Genomic DNA, 17,050 nt, shown 5'->3' with positions numbered 1-17,050 from the left:
TGCCGTACGTGATGCCGTTCGTCATTTCGCTCGTCATGGCGTTCACCCCCAGCTTCCGTGGGGCCGGTAGCCGTGGGCCATCAGGTCCTCCAGGCAGGCTAGGGGCGCGTGCGGGACGATCCGCCCGTCGGGGGCCTCGGCGAACACCTCGCTGGACAGCACCCGGCCGTCGACGCCGTTGACCTCGCGGACGGAGGTGACCATGCGCTGGAGGCGGCCGCCCGTCTGGTAGTCGTTGCGCCGCTGGATGAAGACGACGAAGTTCACCGCGCCCGCGATCAGCATCTGGCTGGCCTCGATGGGCAGCCGCTCGGAGGCCTGCAACGCGTACGTGGAGATACGGTTGAACACCTCGCTGGAGCTGTTCGCGTGGATCGTCGACAGGGATCCGTCGTTGCCCTGCGACATCGCGTTCAGCATGGTGACGATCTCGTCGCCGAGGACCTCACCGACGATGACCCGGGAGGGGTTCATACGGAGGCTGCGGCGGACGAGCTCCGCCATGGAAATGGCGCCCTGTCCCTCGGAGTTGGGCAGCCGCTCCTCGAACGCGACGACGTTGGGGTGCAGGTCGGAGAAGGTGTCGAGACCGAGCTCGAGGGCCCGCTCCACGGTGATGAGCCGCTCGTGCGGCGGGATCTCGTTGGCGAGGGCGCGCAGCAAGGTCGTCTTGCCGGCGTTCGTCGCCCCGGCAATCATGATGTTCTTGCGGGCGCGCACCGCGCAGGCCATGAAGTGCGCGACCTCGGGCGTCACGGTGCCGTTGCCGACCAGGTCGGAGATGAACACCTTGCCCATGCGCGCGCGACGGATGGACAGCGCGGGCCGCCGGGCGACGTCCATCACGGCCGACAAGCGCGAGCCGTCGGGCAGCCGCAGGTCGAGCTGCGGGTTGGCGGAGTCGAAGGGGCGGGAGGACAGACCGGAGTAGGCGCCGAGCACCTGGATCAGCTCGATCAGCTCCTCGTCGGTCTCGGCGACCGGCTCGCCCCTCACTTCCCGCCCGTCCGCGTAGCCGACGAAGACCTGGTCGCACCCGTTGATGTCGATGTTCTCGACCTCGGGGTCGTCGAGCAGCGGCTGGAGCCGCCCGACCCCGAACAGCGCGGCGTGCACCGCGGCCGCGTACTGCTCCTCGGTCTCGGCGTCCAGGGGCGTACGGCCGGCGTTGATCTCCGCGCGGGCGTACTCCTCCAGAATCTGGGCGATGACCGCGCGGGCGTACTGCCGTTCGTCCTCGGTGGACATCGGCGTGACGCCGGCCGCCTGGTCCTGACGGCGCTGCTCGGCGATGCGGTCACCGGCGTCCTGCCGGAACCGCTTGACCAACTGGTGGTCGACAGCGGTCATCGCCCGGCTCCCGCGTGGGGCTCTCGTATCCGTACGGTCCAGGTGGCGCCGTACTGCTGGTGGAGGTCCGCGGTGACCTTGCGGGCCGAACGGATGAGCAGCGACTTGTCCAGCCGGCCCCGCTTACGGCCGGCCAGCTGGTCGGCGCCCGTCGGGTCGTCCGCGATCGTGCCGACGACGCGGGCGCCGGTCTGGGCGTGCACCAGCATGTCGTTGACCTGGTTGACCAGCTTGCCGGAGCTGCTCGGGTCGGCGACCAGGAGCACGCCGATCAGCGGGGTGCCCAGGGCGGCGGCGCCGCGCGGGCCGCCGTGCAGCTTGGTGGAGAGGGCGGCGGCGCGGTCCCGGACGCGGGCGAGGGCCTCGGGCTCGGTGCGCGAGACCAGCAGCACCAGGGCCGCGTGCGGGAACAGCTCCACGGCCGGGGTGTCCCCGCTGACGCGTCCGCAGTCGGCGATGACGTCGGCGGGTGCGTTCGGGGAGTCGGCGAGGGAGGCGAAGGCACGGCCGAGGGTCGGCCACAGGCCCGCCAGACCGGCGGCCTGCTCGGCGATGCCGAGCCCGACGAGAACCTCCAGCCCGCCGCTCAACGGCTGCACGTGGTCCCAGAGTTGATCCGGGACGAGCCCGCGCCGCGCGGTAGCGGCTATGGACAGCATGCCGGTGTTCGGGTTCAGCGGCCCGCCGTGCGCGGCGGCACTGCGGTACACCAGGTCACCGCCGGCCGGGTCGGCCTCGGCGAGCAGCACCCGCCGCGGCCAGACCGCCGCGAGGGCGACGGCCACGGTGGTGACGCCGGGGGAACCCTTGTCGGCGGCGAGAGCGATGAGCGCCATGGGTACGGTGCCGCCTTCTAGTTGCCGGTGCCGGTGCCGGTGCCGTTGCCGGGGACGCGCACGACGGCCACCGCCTTGGCGGACGCGGCACGCGCCACGGCGGCGGCGTCGGACTCGTTGACGAGGAGGGTGAGGGAGAGGTTGCCGGTGCTGATGGTGGCGTCGCTGTCGTCGGACACCTTGTACACCTTCGCGTCACCGACGATCGGGCCGCCACCGGAGGAGCCGGCCGTGGAACCGCTGCTCTTGTCCGCACTCGAGCCGGTGGTGTCGACGTTGTAGACGGCGACGGTGTCACCGGACTTGATGTCCACCGGGTACTGCCCCTCCTTGAGGGACACACCGACGGCGGCCTTGCCGGCCGGGAGCGAGCTGCCCTCCGCGAACATCTCGCCGATGACGACGGTGCCCTTGTAGATCGTGCTCTTGGCCTTGAGGGTCTTCAGGGTGCCGAGCTGGTTCCACTTGACGTAGTGGATGCTGCTGTCGTCGGCGACCATCACGGACGTCGTGTTGCTGTCGCTGACGGACTCACCGGCCTGGATGTCCTTCGTCACCTTGACGACCTCGATCCGGTCACCGGCACGCAGCACGAGCGTGGTGGCGCCCAGCGCACCGAGCAGGATCAGCAGCACCGCGAGCGCGGCCAGCGCGGGCTTGCGCTCACGTGGCGGTGTGGGAAGCCGGTCCCCGACCGACGGCTGAGCCGGAGCGACGGAACGACCGACGCCCGCCCCCGTACGCTCTTGGATCTTCACGCAACCGCTCCCCGTACATCCAAGAAAATGTCTGCCAATTGCCGTGCAAGAAAAGACACTTCGCCCCCCGGGTCATCTTTGCCGGATACCCAGCGCCGGGGCCAGTGTCAAGCGATCGCACCGTATCAGTCAGGCATAAGCCCCTCAAGGCGGGTTCCCGCTCCTCGACCTCATCCGACCAGTTGTTTCACTCCGCAACTGCCTTTTCCGCCCGGTCAGATGGACAGCCGATATGGATGACACGAGCCCTGTGTGCCAGCGAACGGGCCATGCCATGATCCTCCAGTGACGAGGACACCACTCCCGCCCTCCCAACTCCCCCTCAGCGGCGCGACCTTGACGGCCGACCCCAGCCTCCTGTCGGCGGTCCGCGCGATCGGCACACGCCGGGGGGTCGACTACACGGACGACGCGACGGTGACCGCGCTCCTCACCGAACGCCGTCGCGCCCTGGAGGCAACCCAGCGCGGCCCACTGGCCTGGCTGGGCGGCCTGACCCTCACGGCGGGAGTAATGCTGCCCCTCTCCTACCCCTTCCTGCCCGCCCAGGCCGCGAAGGCGGCCCTCATCGTCGCGATCCTGTTGATCGCCGTCGCCGTAGCCACCCTCGTCCAAGTGCGCGTCCGCTGGAAGCGCGAGCTGACCCACCCGGCGCTCGCCGGTTACCGCGAGGTGCTGGGCATGGCACGGGCGCACGGACTGCCGCTGGAACACGTCCCCGGATGGCTGGAGGGGCGCAACTCCGGCCCGGGCGGGGACGGGGGCAGGAAGACGGTGGCGCCGATTCCCTCGTACGAGGCAGTACCGGCCGGTCAGGCGATTCCCCCGAACGAGCACCAGGGGGAGGACGAACGCGAAACGGACCAAGGTGGGCACACCCCACCCCCGGTCCCCCCGAAACCCCCCGCGGTCACCGAGTACGAGACACTCGCCGACCAGGGCGGCTGGCATGACGAGGCCGGCTGCCTGCTGGCACTGGCAGGAGTCGTCGGCGCCCTCTGGGCGGCCATGTCGGACGAGCCCGTCGGCTACGGCGCCCTCGCCCTCATCCCCCTGGCGGTCCTGATCTGGCTGGCCGGCCTCCGCCAGTACGGCGAGAAGCAGCGGCTACGCGCCGAGGCGGTGGCGTACGTCAGGGCCGTAATGGAAGCACAGGCCGACGGGGCACGGGTGCCGGAACTGTCGCCTACGCTGCGGAGGTTGCTGGGCTCAGCCAGGCCAAGCCCACCGCCCCCGCAGCGCAGATCACGTTGAAGAGAAGCCACGTGACCCAACCCGTCCGCCCCCAAGGCCCCTCACCGGATCCGCAATCGCCACGGTTGCGGCGGCCTGCTTGGGCGCGCTCTGACTCACTTCTCTCCCGCCCTTCGAACCTCTCCCGCCCTTCGATATGCAGCGGCAAGTCCTCAAGGTAGTTCACGGCAGCGAACCGTGACCGCGTCCGCGCTTCGCCGTTGCGGTCACCTTACCCACGACTCCAGGGCCTCCTGGCGGAACTCCGGGCGCCACCGATAGCGTCTGTGCTCTTGACTGGTCCTTATGTCATGGGGAGCCCAACGTGAAGCGCCGTCATTTGCCCGTTGCTGTCGCGCTCGCCGCAACCGCAGCCGTCCTGCTCACAGCTTGCGGAGGTGGTAAGGACGAAGGTTCCAAGGGCAACGACAAGATCGCCGGTGCCGGAACGGGCGGCAGCACGACCTCGGCGTCGCCGAGCGCCGACGGCACCGTCGACCGCCCGAAGATCTCGCTGCCGAGCGACCTCACCGACACCTTCGAGAGCTGGAAGACGGGCGACGCGAAGAAGGACGCGATTCTCGGGGACGTGGCCCAGCGAATCGACGCCACCAACTACGCCATCACGCAGGGTGATGCCGATGAACCGGCCCTGAGCTTCTACTACAGCGGGACCGCCCTGGCAGACGCCAAGGACTGGGTCCAGTCCATCGCGAAGGACGGCTACACGATCACCGGCGCCAACCGCTATTACAACGCCAAGATCGATGTCTTCGACTCCGCATCGGCGGGTGTCGTCTACTGCGAGGACCAGGGCAAGGCCTACGCCGAGGACCGCAAGTCCAAGAAGGTCCACAAGACCGAGGTGACGAACAAGTCGTACGTCCTCTACTCAACCCGCGTGGAGAAGAACAAGCAGGGCGTCTGGCAGACCACGAAGCTCACCTCCCAGAGGGGGCACAAGTCGTGTACTCCGTGACGCGGGGCGGCAGGCTTGCCGCGGCAGGATTCCTCACTGCCACTCTTCTGTTCACCTCCTCCGCTACGGCCCTCGCCGACTGGCCGCCCAGCAACGGCACCCAGGGGCACACGAAACAGATCGGTAGTTCCAACGCGGGCACCTTGGTCTCCAAGGTCACTTACTCAGGTTCCGTACGCGGACACGGAAGCAGCGGTCCCTCGGTGCAGCCCGTGACGGACTGGACCCCGCCCGCGTGCTGGTACGAACCGCGCTCAGCAGGCGAGTTCAAGCAGTACGTCGAGAAGATGTACGAGGAGACGATCAATACGCCTGGGCAGGCCAACTACGCGAAGGCCGCCGTAGGACAGTTCCGGGACATCTACAAGGACGGCAAGTACAAGGACTACAACGAGGACAAGGCCGACGAGGGCAACTGGTGGGTCGCCGTCCAGAACCCGGATAGCATGGACGATCCCGCGAGCATGGAATGCAGCGAGCTCCCCTTCTGGGTGAAGAACAACGATGACCCCGGCGTCCCCCAAGCGGTCACTCCGAAGATCCTCGCCGAAGCCGCGTACAACGCCATCCAGCTCCCCTCGACCAAGGTCGACCTCGCGCCCGAGCAGGTGACCAAGGTCAACCTCGCCACCTGGGCGTGGCTCGACAAGGCCAGGTTCAAGAAGGTCGCCGTGACCGCCTCCCTCAACGCCGGCGGCCTCAACATCGAGGCCACGACGACCGCGAAGCCCGTCGCCCTCAAGCTGGAGCCCGGCACCGGCGACGCCGAGACGTACCCGGCCTCGGGTGAGTGCACCATCAACGCGGACGGCTCCATCGGCCAGCCCTACGCCAAGGGCGACGCCGACCGGACCCCACCCTGTGGCATCAGGTACCTCCGCTCCTCCGGAGACGGCACGTACAAGCTGAGGGCCACCGTCACCTGGCAGATCAGCTGGACCGGCTCCGGCGGCACAGGCGGCGACCTGCCCGACGGGACCTTCGGGGCGACGCAGGACGTCACCGTGCAGGAAGTACAGGCGGTCAACAGGTGACGCAGGCCGATATCACCCTCCGGTGGCATCACGCGTGGGAAAAGTCCTGGTGTCGATCTTCACCCGTTCTCCGGTGGCCAGGGTGAAGCTGACCGGCTCGCCGTAGGGGATCTCGACCACCTGTCCGTAGCCGGAGGCATGCGGCTCCGACATCAGCGTGACGGTCTTCCGGAACGGGTCGGCGATCATGTAGAAGTCGATCCCGAAACGTCCGTACTTCTGGACGTTCCGCACGTAGTCCTTCTCGTCCTCCGGCTCGGACGGGACCTCGATCACCGCCAGCACGTCGAGGCAGGAGTAGCTGTTCTTCCGCCGCTCGGCGTCGAAGTCCACGATCGTCAGGTCCGGCGCCGCGTCGTTCTCCCCGGGAAAGGTGATCAGCACATCCCCGAAGACCCGCTCCCGGGCGATTCCAGCAGCCTTCACCGCGTCCTTCACATCGGAAACGGTCCAGTCCTGCTCCGGGCTCTGCGGCGTCATGATCACCCTGCCCTCGAAGACCTCGACCTTGTAACCCTCGGGGATGCCGCCCCGCTCGATCAGCTCACTCATGATGGACACGGGAACTCACCTCCTACGGGCATTATGACTGGCCTGAGAGAAGCAGTCGCGGTTTCCGGCGCCGGGCCTCACTCCCTGTCGCGGTAGCGTCATTCCTCTTGACCGATCTGTTGTCTCACGGGGAGTCCACTGTGAACCGCCGCGCCGTGCCTGTTGCTATCGCCCTTGCCGCAACCGCGTTTCTCCTGCTCACGGCGTGCGGTGGGGCTGGCGTCGGCAAGTCCGCGGACAACGACGGGATCACCGATGCCGGTACCGGCGGCGCAGCGGTCTCCACTTCGCCGAATCCGTCGGCAGCCGACGTTCACCGTCCCGACATGACACTTCCGAGTGATGTCACGGAGACCTTCGAGGGCTGGAAGACAGGCGACTCCACGAAGGACGCGATCCTGGCGGACGCCGGCAAGGCCCAGACCGCGGTGACGTACGCGGTCACACAGGACGACCCCAAGTCCCCTGCCCTGTCGTTCTACCAGGCCGACACCGCCCTGGCGGGTAGCCAGGACTGGGTCAAGTCGATCGTGGACGCAGGCTTCACCTACTCGGGATCGGTTCGCTACTACGCCGCCAAGATCGGCGCGTTCGACGACAAGTCGGCCGGTGTCTCGTACTGCGCGGACGAGAGCAAGGCGTACAACAAGAACCGCAAGACCAAGAAGGTCGACAAGGTACCGGCGACGTCCGACTCCTACGTGCTGTACAGCACACGTTTGGAGTTGAACGACAAGGGCGTGTGGCAGACCACAAAGCTCCAGTCGGAACGGGGCCACAAGGCGTGCTCGCCCTGAGGATCAAGCCTGGCCTTCGGTGAACGATCAACATTCTGACCCGCGGGTTCATCAGGATGTGCCGACTCCTGCGCGAGGAGGCGCCGTCACAAACACCACACATCCGCTTCGCCCTATTTTGTAGCGGTAATTGTCACCCCAAAGTGAAGGTACGGCCTGGCAAAACCCGTGACACCACCGCTACCGTCAACACCCTTGGTTGACCTTTTGTCACACGGGGAGCCCACCATGAATCACCCTTCGCCCGCCATCCCCCTGTTCCACCCAGGTCCGGCACAGGAAGGCTGAGCTGTCCCATGGCAGATGACTCGGACCTCATCGTCAACGTCGAACTGCTCGTCGAGACGGAGTCCCGACTCAAAGGCATCCAGAAGGAACTCAAGAACCTCAACCACCGAAAAGACGATATGCACCCCCACTGGGGCAGTGGCGAAATTGCCGACAAGATGGATGATTTCGTCGACAATTGGGACGATTATCGGACCAAGATGCTGGAGAGCATCAAAACGGTCGGAGAACTGGTCAAGTCCACGATCGACGGCTTTACGGGCCTGGATGCCCAGCTCGCGAACGAGCTGCGGAAGGCAAGGAAGAACAAGAAGTGAGCGCAACGTCGAAGCCGCGTCCCCGCGACTGGCAACCGCTCGCCGATTCCGATCCCGTGCCGGGCGACCCGGAAGAGATCCGCGATGAGGTCAAACACATGATCTCGGTCGCCGAAAACCTGCGCGTACAGGCAAAATTGCTTCGCGGCATCAAGAGCGACAATGAGCTCAAGGGTAAGTACGCCACGAAGCTGCGTGACGAGTCGGATGTCCTGGAGAAGCACCTGTGCGAGGTGGCCGAACGCTACGAGCATGTACATGGCCATTTGACCCACTGGGCCAACGAACTTGAGGACTTCCAGTCCGACGCTGACAAAGTACTGGCCGACGCCAAGAGAGAACAGCAGGAACTGGAGGCGGACAAGGCCAAGAAGAAGTCCGGCGACAACGGCACCCCGCACCCCGCGGAAAGCGGAACCGAGGGCGACCCACTCGAGAAGTTCCGCATCCGACTGGACCGCATCACGGGAGATCGTGATGAGCGCGCAGCGCACTACGCGCGCAAGATCGGTGGCCAGCTGAGCGACGTCATCAAGGACAGTTGGTGGGACGACATCAAGGGATGGGCCCACGACCATGCTAAAGGCATCAAGATTCTCCTTGATGGACTGGGCTGGGTCGCGACCATCGCCGGAATAGTTGCCATCTGGATTCCCGTACTGAACCTCCTAGTCCTCGGGATCGCCATTCTGACTATCCTGACGAGATCCGTCCTGGTCGCGTCAGGTGACGCATCATGGACTGATTTGGCCTTCGATGTCGGCGGACTACTCCTGATGGGTGTCGGACGCGGCGGTCTCGCCGCACTGAAGGGTGCCAACAAGGTCACGAGTGCTGCTGCCCAGACCACCCGCACGGCAGGGCTGAAAGCGGGCCTCAGGTCGCACAAGGGGATGCTGGACGATCTGGGCAAAGCAATGGCGAACGCCGAGGACGATGCATCCAGAAAGTTCTTCTCGGACCTACGGAATTACACCTTGAAGAAGATCTCCAGAGACACCGGCCTTGTCGCCAAGGGGCCAGCCGAGGTGTCGACGGTGTCCAAGTGGCTTCACCTCGGCGACGACGAGGCAGCCGGATTGTTCGGACAACTCCGAGCGAACAAGGGCGCGTTCCCCGATGCCGTGGCCGGTGGAGCCTCCAAGGCCGGACACGCAGGTTACGCGACAGCCATGGCTGCCGCCTACGGTGGCATGGGAGTCGATGTCGCCGACAAGGCACTGAGCCAGAGCGATTCCATCGGTTGGGCGGCCGAGGAGGGCTTGCTCCCCGGGGACAAACCGTACAACGAGGGCTACAACACATGGAAGGGCAGTGGCTGGATGCCCGCTCCGGACACGCACTGGTGAACACGGATGTCCACTGCTGATACATCGAGAAGCTCGGCAGGAATTGTAGGAAAATGGCTGAATCCCTAAAAGAGCAGTTGGGCACCGGGGTGCACTTCAGAGTGCGTGTGACCATCATCGGAGCCCTGTTGTCCGTCATCCCACTGATCGTGATAGCGCTCCTGACCCCCGACTCAGGTCGCCGAGTTGTCTTCTGGCTCTACTGGCTCCTGCTGTCGGGCTGCCTGTTCCATCTCCTCTGGATCCTGTTCAAGAACCCCACGCCCAGCAAGCGCCCGCCACTGCTGACACGTGATCTGGCCATGGGCTGGGCCATTCTGCTGCCCAGCCTTATCAGCTCTTTCTGGCCGGGCATCATCGGAGCTCCTCTGTTCACCGCGCTGGTTGGCGCGACTTGGGTCACAGAAAAGATTCGGAACCGCAGTGTCACCCCATGAGAACTCCGTAGAAAACTTCCACATCCCCACGGGATTCAATGTGGTACCGCCACCGGGGTGGGACGTTATTCCGCTCCGGGACGGAACTGACGAGGCGATCAATCGGATCATGGCAAAGTCCGTTTCCCAGCTCCCTGCTGGGTTCCCGAAGGATGATCTCCCCAAAGCCCGGTTGCGGCTCATGAAGGAACTGAAGGAAACCGTTCGGCAGGCACGCAAGTCCGATGGGCTTACGCTATATCTTCCGGTTGAGCGAATTCACGGCGTGATCATCCCTGCCTCCTTCATCGCCTCAGAGCCGATCGATGCACCGGCGGGGAACGGCTCCGAAGATCCTCTCAACGATCTCGCCCATGATGCCGAGGGGGCCTCAAGACGGGAACTCGACGGAACGGTAGCCGTTCGAACCCTGCAGAAGCTGCCTCCTGCGCCTGACAACGGGGTTGACATGCCGTCATGGCGGGTTCAGTACATCGTGCCCATTCCCAACAGCCTTCCCCCTAAGTGGCTGACGTTCTCCTTCAGCGCATTGATCGCCGTCGACATGGGCATTGAGTTCACCGAAACCCTGGTCGATCTGTTCGATGCCGTAATGACCACGTTCCGCTGGAGCTACGCATGATGACCGTCGAGACTGACTCTGATCCCGCACTGTGGTTTCACATGCCGCTGGGCGGTGACAAGGCGGAGTTCGCACAGTGGCTGGACCTGCAAATCAAGGCGAGTGCCCTGCTCCATCAGCGCAAGCTCACCTGGCGTGAGAAGCGCGGGATGAAGAAGTTCCTCGAAGCGTCGGCTGCGATGCTGCGCAACAGCGTCGAAGCGGACCAAGCCTTCCTCTTCGGTCCGATTCCGCCCCAAGCTGCACCCTTGGTGCTGTTCACCAAGCAGTTCGCGTGCAACGAGGAGCACAGCGACCTGCACTTGAGCATGTTGGCTGAGCCGGACCCAGGAACGGCCGCCGCCAGTCAGCGCGTCGAAACGGTCCCCTTCGCCTCGCCGCACTTCGGTGAAGGCCTGCGCTGCCTGCGTAGCTGGACGGGCCCCGACGGTGGCCTGCTGCTCTCCGTGGCCTATGCCTGGAACGACCCGGTCCACCACATCGACCTGCTCGTCAAAGGCCACTACGACGACCCCGCCCTACTTGAGGCGTCCTTCGATGCCATCGACGACTTCGCCCGCAGCCTCCGGCTCGGTGCCGGCGACGGTGAATCCTGACGGTGACATCCAGGGTCAAGCAACGTGGGACTGCCCAACGGCTCGGCGTCCAAGCCGAAGCGGGTGAATGGTGCACGCTCGGCAAGATCCCGCAGCCGCCCGCGGACGTGCTCGAGGCCGCAGGCAACCCTCCACTCCGCCCCGCGAGACTACGCCCGCTGGGCATGGTCGGGGCGGTTCTCGCCGTGCTGTTCATGCCGTTGCTCATGCTGCTGACCCTTCTGTCCAACGCGGAAGAAGCGGTCAAACGGGCCCTTGCCACCACGGGCGAGAAGGCTCGGTTGCGGGGCAAGGACGAGGATGACAGGCGTCGGGACGCCTCCGTCGCCGAGCAAGGCCTCGACCGGGTCTTCGACGGGAACTGGCACGGCAGCGCCGGTCAGTTCCTGCTGCGCTGGTACAGCCACTCCACTCACCACCAGCGGCTGGTCCTCGCCACCCGGGACGGGATCGTCCTGGCGGCTCCGCCGCAGCGCGTGACCGTGGGGCGCGATAAGCACATGCAGGTCGTCGCCCGTCTTCCCGCCACGGAGGCGATCCTCGTCGACCCGTTCTCCGGTGAGTTCGAGACGAGGACGGTACTGATCCGCTTCCGTGACGGGTCGTGGCTGCGCGTCGAGACCGAAGAACCCCGCAGCGATCTGCACACGTACCTGATCCGGCAGCCCCTGCCCGACAGCTGACCACGCCGGCCGGCCCGGTGCCTGCCCGTGCGTCCGGCTTCCGTCGGCGCACGGGCAGGCACCGGGCCGCCGAAGGTGGTTACTTGCTCCGGGCCGCCTTCGCCAGTTCGTCGTCGATCTGCTCGAACTTGTCGGCCGCGTTGGTCAGGTAGTCGCCCATGCCGTCCAGGCCGTCGACCGTGTCCTTGGCGCCGCGGACAAACTCGTCGAAGTTCTCGTCGAAGGCCTTCGAGGAGCTCTTGGTGACGTAGCCGGACTCGACGAGGTTGGCGATGTACTTGCGGAGGGCGTCGAGCTTCTCGTGGAGCTTTTCCTTCTCCTTGACGACGTGCTTGGCCGCGTCGCGCATGTCCTGGTAGGTGACGTCAAGGTCCTTGGCCATGAACCGCTCCTCTTCAAAACGCCGCAGGGCCAACCCCCGTGGCTCCCTGTCACTCTTGAGGCAGCAGCTTACGGGGGTGGCCCGAAGCGTCACATCCCCTATCCGGGAACGGAGTTCGTTGCCTTCGGGAAGAGCGGATATCGTCACTGGCGGCACTGAAGACGGCCGCAGCGGCCCTGGGGAGGACAAGCGTGCGCCTGACTCTGACCGTCGTCGACCCGTTCGGCGGGGGCTCGGCCGACGTCGTGCTCGACGCCGACCCCGAGTCCACCGTGGGGGACATCGCGCAGGAGCTCGCCAAGCAGGTGGGGCAGGGCGGGGCGCAGGTCATTCCCATCGGGCAGGGCGGGCAGGGCGGCCAGGGCCTGTCGGGCGCCGTGCGCGGCAGCGGTCCTCAGGTGTACGTGGACGGGTACGCGGTCGATCCCGCCGCCACCGTGGTCGGCTCGCCGCTGCGTGAAGGGGCCGTCGTCAGTCTGCAGGATCCCGCCGGGTGTCTGCCCGGCGAGCCCACCGGGCTGGTCGAGCTGCGGGTGGCCGGCGGGCCCGCCGCCGGGTTCGTGCACCGGCTGGGTGTCGGGCGGTACGACATCGGCAGTGGGGCGGCCGCGTACGTGCGGATCGACGATCCCGAAGTCGACGCGCGGGCCTTGACGTTGTCAGTTGCAACCGACGGCGGCTGCCGGGTCGCCGTCCATCAGGACAAGGAGACCGTCACGCTGGACGGTCGGGCGGTCGACGGGGACGACTGGCCCCTCGGCGGGCAGATAGCCGTCGGCAACAGCCTGCTGGAGCTGGCCCGTTACACCCCGCCCAACGCCGCCCTGAAGTGGTCCGAGGACGGGATCGGGCTCGACTACAACCGGCCGCCCCGGCTGCGTCCGCCCGAGCGGCAGACCAAGTTCCGGCTGCCGACGCCGCCACGGGAGTACGAGGCCCGGCCGCTGCCCTGGCTGATGGCGCTGACGCCGCTGGTCGGGTCGGTCGTGTCGGTGCTCATCTTCCACCGCTGGTACTACCTGATCATGGCGGGGCTCAGTCCCGTCCTGCTCTTCGCCAACTACTTCATGGACAAGAAGCACGGACGCAAGTCCCATGCGAAGCAGGTCAAGGAGTACAAGGAGCAGAAGGAGCGGATCGAGAAGGACGCGCGGGACGCGCTGACCGCCGAGCGGCAGGACCGGCGGGGAGCCGTGCCCGACCCGGCCTCCGTGCTCTCCCTCGGCACCGGGCCCCGGACCCGGCTGTGGGAGCGCCGGCGCACCGACCGCGACCATCTCCTCGTCCGGGTCGGCACCGGGCGGCTGCCGTCGGAGGTCGTGCTCGACGACCCCGAGCAGGACGACCACCGGCGCCAGGTCACCTGGTACATCGAGGACGCCCCCGTCGCCCTGTCCCTGCGCTCCCTGGGCGTCATCGGCATGGCGGGGCCGGGTGACTCCGCGCGGGCGCTCGGGCGGTGGGCCGTCGCCCAGACCGCGGCGCTGCACAGCCCGATGGACGTGCAGTTCTACGTACTGAGCGAGAACTCCGCGCAGGACAGCTGGGACTGGGTGCGGTGGCTGCCGCACGCGAAGCCGGCCGGTGGCCAGGACGCGAACGTCCTCATCGGCACCGACGCCGAGACCGTCGGCGCGCGTATCGGCGAGCTGACGCAGATCCTCGACGCCCGCAAGAAGGCCGCCGAGCAGAACCGCGGCCAGGGCACCTCCTTCAGCGAGCCGGACATCGTCGTCGTGTGGGACGGGTCGCGGCGGCTGCGGTCCCTGCCGGGCGTGGTGCGGTTGCTGCGGGAGGGGCCCGCCGTGTCCCTGTACGCCGTCTGCCTCGACGCCGAGGAACGGTTCCTGCCGGGCGAGTGCCAGGCGTTCGTGGTCGCCGAGCCCAAGGCGCGGGAGTACGACCCCGCCGGGCAGCAGCCGGTGCGGCAGCAGGCCGCCGGGGGCTTCCCCTCCTTCCACCAGGCCTGGCAGAACACCGAACCGCAGACCGAACAGGCCCAGCAGGCGCAGGAGTTGCGGTTGCGCGTCGAGGAGGCGGGGGCGGAGCGGCTGACGGACGTACGGCCCGACTTCGTCTCGCCCGGCTGGTGCCTGCGCCTCGCCCGTGCCCTGTCGCCGCTGCGGGACATCAGCGGCGAGACCGAGGACTCCGCGCTGCCGGGTGCCAGCCGGCTGCTGGACGTGCTGCAGCTGGAGCCGCCGACGAGCGATGCCATCGTGGCGCGCTGGCGGACGGGCGGGCAGTCGACGACGGCGGTGATCGGTGAGTCGTACGACGGTCCCTTCGGCATCGACATGCGGCGCGACGGCCCGCACGGTCTGATCGCCGGTACGACCGGTTCCGGCAAGTCGGAGCTGCTGCAGACGATCGTGGCGTCGCTGGCCGTGGTCAACACGCCGGAGAACATGACGTTCGTCCTCGTCGACTACAAAGGCGGTTCGGCGTTCAAGGACTGTGTGAAGCTGCCGCACACCGTCGGTATGGTGACCGATCTCGACGCCCACCTGGTCGAACGCGCCCTGGAGTCGCTGGGAGCCGAGCTGAAGCGGCGCGAGCACATCCTGGCCGCCGCCGACGCCAAGGACATCGAGGACTACCAGGACCTGGTGAGGAGGAATCCGAGTCACGCGCCGGTGCCCCGGCTCCTCATCGTCATCGACGAGTTCGCGTCCATGGTGCGCGACCTGCCCGACTTCGTGACCGGCCTGGTCAACATCGCCCAGCGGGGCCGTTCGCTCGGCATCCACCTGCTGCTGGCCACCCAGCGGCCGAGCGGTGTCGTCTCGCCGGAGATCCGGGCCAACACCAACCTGCGGATCGCGCTGCGCGTGACGGACGGCGGCGAGTCGACGGACGTCATCGACTCGCCGGAGGCCGGCCACATCTCCAAGAGCACGCCGGGCCGGGCCTACGTACGCCTCGGACACGCCTCCCTGGTGCCCTTCCAGTCGGGCCGCGTCGGTGGCCGCCGTCCCGGCGCGGCGGACCCGGCGGCCCTCGCGCCCTGGGTCGGCGAGCTGACCTGGGAGGACCTGGGCCGGGCCGCCCTCGCCAAGCCGAAGGCCGAGGCACGGGAGGACGAGGAGATCACCGATCTGAAGGTGCTGGTGGACGCGGTCCGCGAGGCCAACCGGACGCTCGGCATCCCCGCCCAGCACAGCCCGTGGCTGCCGGCGCTCTCCGAGACGCTGCTGCTCGACGAGATCGAGGCCCCGGCCGTCCCAGCCGCCGCGGCGGCCGCGGGACCGGGCAAGCTGCCGCCCGCCCCGTACGGTGTGGAGGACCTGCCCGCCGACCAGGCCCGCCGCCCGGTCGTGGTCGACTTCTCCACCTTCGGCCACCTCATGATCGGCGGCGCGCCCCGCAGCGGCCGCTCCCAGGTGCTGCGGACCATCGCGGGCTCCCTCGCCCGCACCCACTCCTGCGCCGACGTCCACCTGTACGGCATCGACTGCGGCAACGGCGCGCTCAACGCGCTGACCCGGCTGCCGCACTGCGGCGCGGTCGTCGGCCGCAACCAGACCGAGCGGGTGATCCGCCTGGTCAACCGGCTCAAGGGTGAACTCTCGCGGCGCCAGGACCTGTTGGCGGAGAAGGGGTATGCCGACATCGGTGAGCAGCGGGCGGCGGCGGCCGAGGAGCAGCGGCTGCCGCACATCGTCGTGCTCCTCGACCGGTGGGAGGGCTGGGTGCCCACGCTGGGCGAGATCGACCACGGGTCGCTGACGGACGAGCTGACGACGATGATGCGGGAGGGCGCGAGCGTCGGCATGCACCTGGTACTCACCGGTGACCGGACCCTCCTCGTCGGCCGCATCGCGACGCTCACCGAGGACAAGTACGGCCTCCGGCTCGCCGACCGCAGCGACTTCGCCACGCTCGGCATCCCGGCCCGCAAGGTCCCGGAGGAGATCCCGCCGGGCCGTGCGTTCCGCAACGAGTCCGGTACGGAGACGCAGTTCGCGCTGCTGACGGAGGACACCTCCGGCCAGGGCCAGGCGGCGGCCGTCGCCGCGATCGGCGAGGCGGCGGCGGCCCGGGACGCGTCCGTGCCCCGCGCCCGGCGGCCCTTCCGGGTCGACAGCCTGCCCAGCCGGATCTCGTTCCCGGACGCCTGGGAAATGCGCGACCCGGAGGCCTCGCGGTCCCGGCTGTGGGCGCTGGCGGGCATCGGCGGCGACGAGATCGTGGGGTTCGGGCCGGACCTGGCCGAGGGCGTGCCGGCCTTCGTGATCGCGGGCCCGGCCAAGTCCGGCCGCTCGACGGTCCTGATGAACTTCGCCCGGTCCTTCCTCGCGCAGGGCGTGCGGCTGGTCGTCGCGGCTCCCCGTCAGTCCCCGCTGCGCGGGCTGGACGGCACCGAGGGCGTGCTGAAGGTCTTCACCGGCGACGACATCGACGAGGACGACTTCGAGGAGGTCATCGACTCGGCGTCGGTCGAGGAGCCGATCGCCGTGCTCGTCGACGACGGCGAGATCCTCGAGGACTGCGACGCCGAGAGCCATCTGAAGAAGATCGTCTCGCGGGGCGCCGAACGCGGCCTCGCCCTCGTCATCGCCGGTGACGAGGAGGACGTGTGCAGCGGCTTCTCCGGCTGGCAGGTCGACGCCAAGAAGGGCCGCCGCGGCATCCTGCTCTCCCCGCAGGACACCTCCAGCGGTGACCTGGCCGGCGTACGGCTGAACCGGAGCCTGGTCGGCGGGCAGGTGGTGCCCGGCAAGGGCATGCTGCACCTCGGCGACGGGGAGCTGCGCACGGTCGTGATCCCCGGGTGAGCGGGGGGGTCGGCCAAGCCGAAGCGGGGGAAGGCGGCACCGGCCGCGCTGCGGTACGA

16 protein-coding genes are annotated in these 17,050 nt (G+C 67.7%); 11 read left to right on the top strand and 5 right to left on the bottom strand.

Going from position 1 to position 17,050, the window contains the following annotated elements; all coding sequences use genetic code 11:
* Positions 1-42 precede the first annotated feature (42 nt).
* The 3 genes from ABZX30_RS13905 to ABZX30_RS13895 are packed head-to-tail and all read right to left on the bottom strand — an operon-like array spanning position 43 to position 2,944.
* Complete coding sequence (locus ABZX30_RS13905; RefSeq protein ID WP_355932913.1) at positions 43-1,350, bottom strand: ATPase, T2SS/T4P/T4SS family; 1,308 nt, start codon at positions 1,348-1,350, stop codon at positions 43-45.
* Complete coding sequence (locus ABZX30_RS13900) at positions 1,347-2,186, bottom strand: hypothetical protein (RefSeq protein ID WP_355932911.1); 840 nt, start codon at positions 2,184-2,186, stop codon at positions 1,347-1,349. The genes ABZX30_RS13905 and ABZX30_RS13900 overlap by 4 nt, the downstream gene beginning before the upstream one ends.
* Positions 2,187-2,203: 17 nt before the next feature.
* Positions 2,204-2,944, bottom strand: coding sequence for a hypothetical protein (locus ABZX30_RS13895; RefSeq protein WP_355932909.1), 741 nt, complete (start codon positions 2,942-2,944; stop codon positions 2,204-2,206).
* Positions 2,945-3,229: 285 nt separating this feature from the next.
* Here ABZX30_RS13895 and ABZX30_RS13890 point away from each other — a divergent pair, with 285 nt between their 5' ends.
* The 3 genes from ABZX30_RS13890 to ABZX30_RS13880 all read left to right on the top strand — a co-directional run bounded on the left by ABZX30_RS13890 (position 3,230) and on the right by ABZX30_RS13880 (position 6,190).
* Positions 3,230-4,198: a hypothetical protein gene (locus ABZX30_RS13890; RefSeq protein WP_355932906.1), complete on the top strand. Its 969-nt coding sequence runs from the start codon at positions 3,230-3,232 to the stop codon at positions 4,196-4,198.
* 304 nt (positions 4,199-4,502) lie between these two features.
* Complete coding sequence (locus tag ABZX30_RS13885) at positions 4,503-5,156, top strand: hypothetical protein (protein WP_355932903.1); 654 nt, start codon at positions 4,503-4,505, stop codon at positions 5,154-5,156.
* A gap of 212 nt (positions 5,157-5,368) precedes the next feature.
* On the top strand, positions 5,369-6,190 hold the full coding sequence (locus ABZX30_RS13880; RefSeq protein ID WP_355932901.1) for a hypothetical protein: 822 nt from the start codon (positions 5,369-5,371) through the stop codon (positions 6,188-6,190).
* A 12-nt stretch (positions 6,191-6,202) separates the two neighbouring features.
* Here the strand turns inward: ABZX30_RS13880 and ABZX30_RS13875 are convergent, their stop codons facing one another.
* Positions 6,203-6,742 (bottom strand): Uma2 family endonuclease, encoded by a 540-nt coding sequence (locus ABZX30_RS13875; protein ID WP_355932899.1) that lies wholly within the window; start codon positions 6,740-6,742, stop codon positions 6,203-6,205.
* A 326-nt stretch (positions 6,743-7,068) separates the two neighbouring features.
* Between ABZX30_RS13875 and ABZX30_RS13870 the strand changes: the two genes are divergently transcribed.
* The 7 genes from ABZX30_RS13870 (at position 7,069) to ABZX30_RS13840 (ending at position 11,831) form a co-directional block, all read left to right on the top strand.
* A complete protein-coding gene (locus ABZX30_RS13870) occupies positions 7,069-7,539 on the top strand; it encodes a hypothetical protein (protein ID WP_355932897.1) in 471 nt (156 codons plus the stop codon).
* Positions 7,540-7,835: 296 nt separating this feature from the next.
* A complete protein-coding gene (locus tag ABZX30_RS13865) occupies positions 7,836-8,144 on the top strand; it encodes a hypothetical protein (RefSeq protein WP_355932895.1) in 309 nt (102 codons plus the stop codon).
* Positions 8,141-9,493 (top strand): hypothetical protein, encoded by a 1,353-nt coding sequence (locus ABZX30_RS13860; protein WP_355932892.1) that lies wholly within the window; start codon positions 8,141-8,143, stop codon positions 9,491-9,493. The genes ABZX30_RS13865 and ABZX30_RS13860 overlap by 4 nt, the downstream gene beginning before the upstream one ends.
* A 53-nt stretch (positions 9,494-9,546) precedes the next feature.
* Positions 9,547-9,930, top strand: a complete 384-nt coding sequence (locus ABZX30_RS13855) for a hypothetical protein (RefSeq protein ID WP_355932890.1) — start codon at positions 9,547-9,549, stop codon at positions 9,928-9,930.
* 181 nt (positions 9,931-10,111) lie between these two features.
* Positions 10,112-10,552 (top strand): hypothetical protein, encoded by a 441-nt coding sequence (locus ABZX30_RS13850; protein WP_355932888.1) that lies wholly within the window; start codon positions 10,112-10,114, stop codon positions 10,550-10,552.
* Positions 10,549-11,148, top strand: a complete 600-nt coding sequence (locus ABZX30_RS13845; protein WP_355932885.1) for a hypothetical protein — start codon at positions 10,549-10,551, stop codon at positions 11,146-11,148. The genes ABZX30_RS13850 and ABZX30_RS13845 overlap by 4 nt, the downstream gene beginning before the upstream one ends.
* 164 nt (positions 11,149-11,312) lie before the next feature.
* Complete coding sequence (locus tag ABZX30_RS13840; RefSeq protein WP_355932882.1) at positions 11,313-11,831, top strand: hypothetical protein; 519 nt, start codon at positions 11,313-11,315, stop codon at positions 11,829-11,831.
* 79 nt (positions 11,832-11,910) lie between these two features.
* Here the strand turns inward: ABZX30_RS13840 and ABZX30_RS13835 are convergent, their stop codons facing one another.
* Entirely contained in the window at positions 11,911-12,213 is a 303-nt protein-coding gene (locus ABZX30_RS13835) for a WXG100 family type VII secretion target (protein ID WP_165955698.1), read from the bottom strand.
* A gap of 191 nt (positions 12,214-12,404) precedes the next feature.
* On the opposite strand from ABZX30_RS13835, the gene ABZX30_RS13830 reads away from it, so the two are divergent.
* Positions 12,405-16,991, top strand: coding sequence for an FtsK/SpoIIIE domain-containing protein (locus ABZX30_RS13830; RefSeq protein ID WP_355932880.1), 4,587 nt, complete (start codon positions 12,405-12,407; stop codon positions 16,989-16,991).
* Positions 16,992-17,050 lie beyond the last annotated feature (59 nt).

Origin of the sequence: Streptomyces sp. NPDC004542 (genome assembly GCF_040610035.1) — a bacterium.
In the GTDB taxonomy this organism is placed as follows: Bacteria; Actinomycetota; Actinomycetes; order Streptomycetales; family Streptomycetaceae; genus Streptomyces.
The sequence above is the reverse complement of the archived record's forward strand: the minus strand, read 5'-3'. Positions and strand labels throughout refer to the sequence as shown.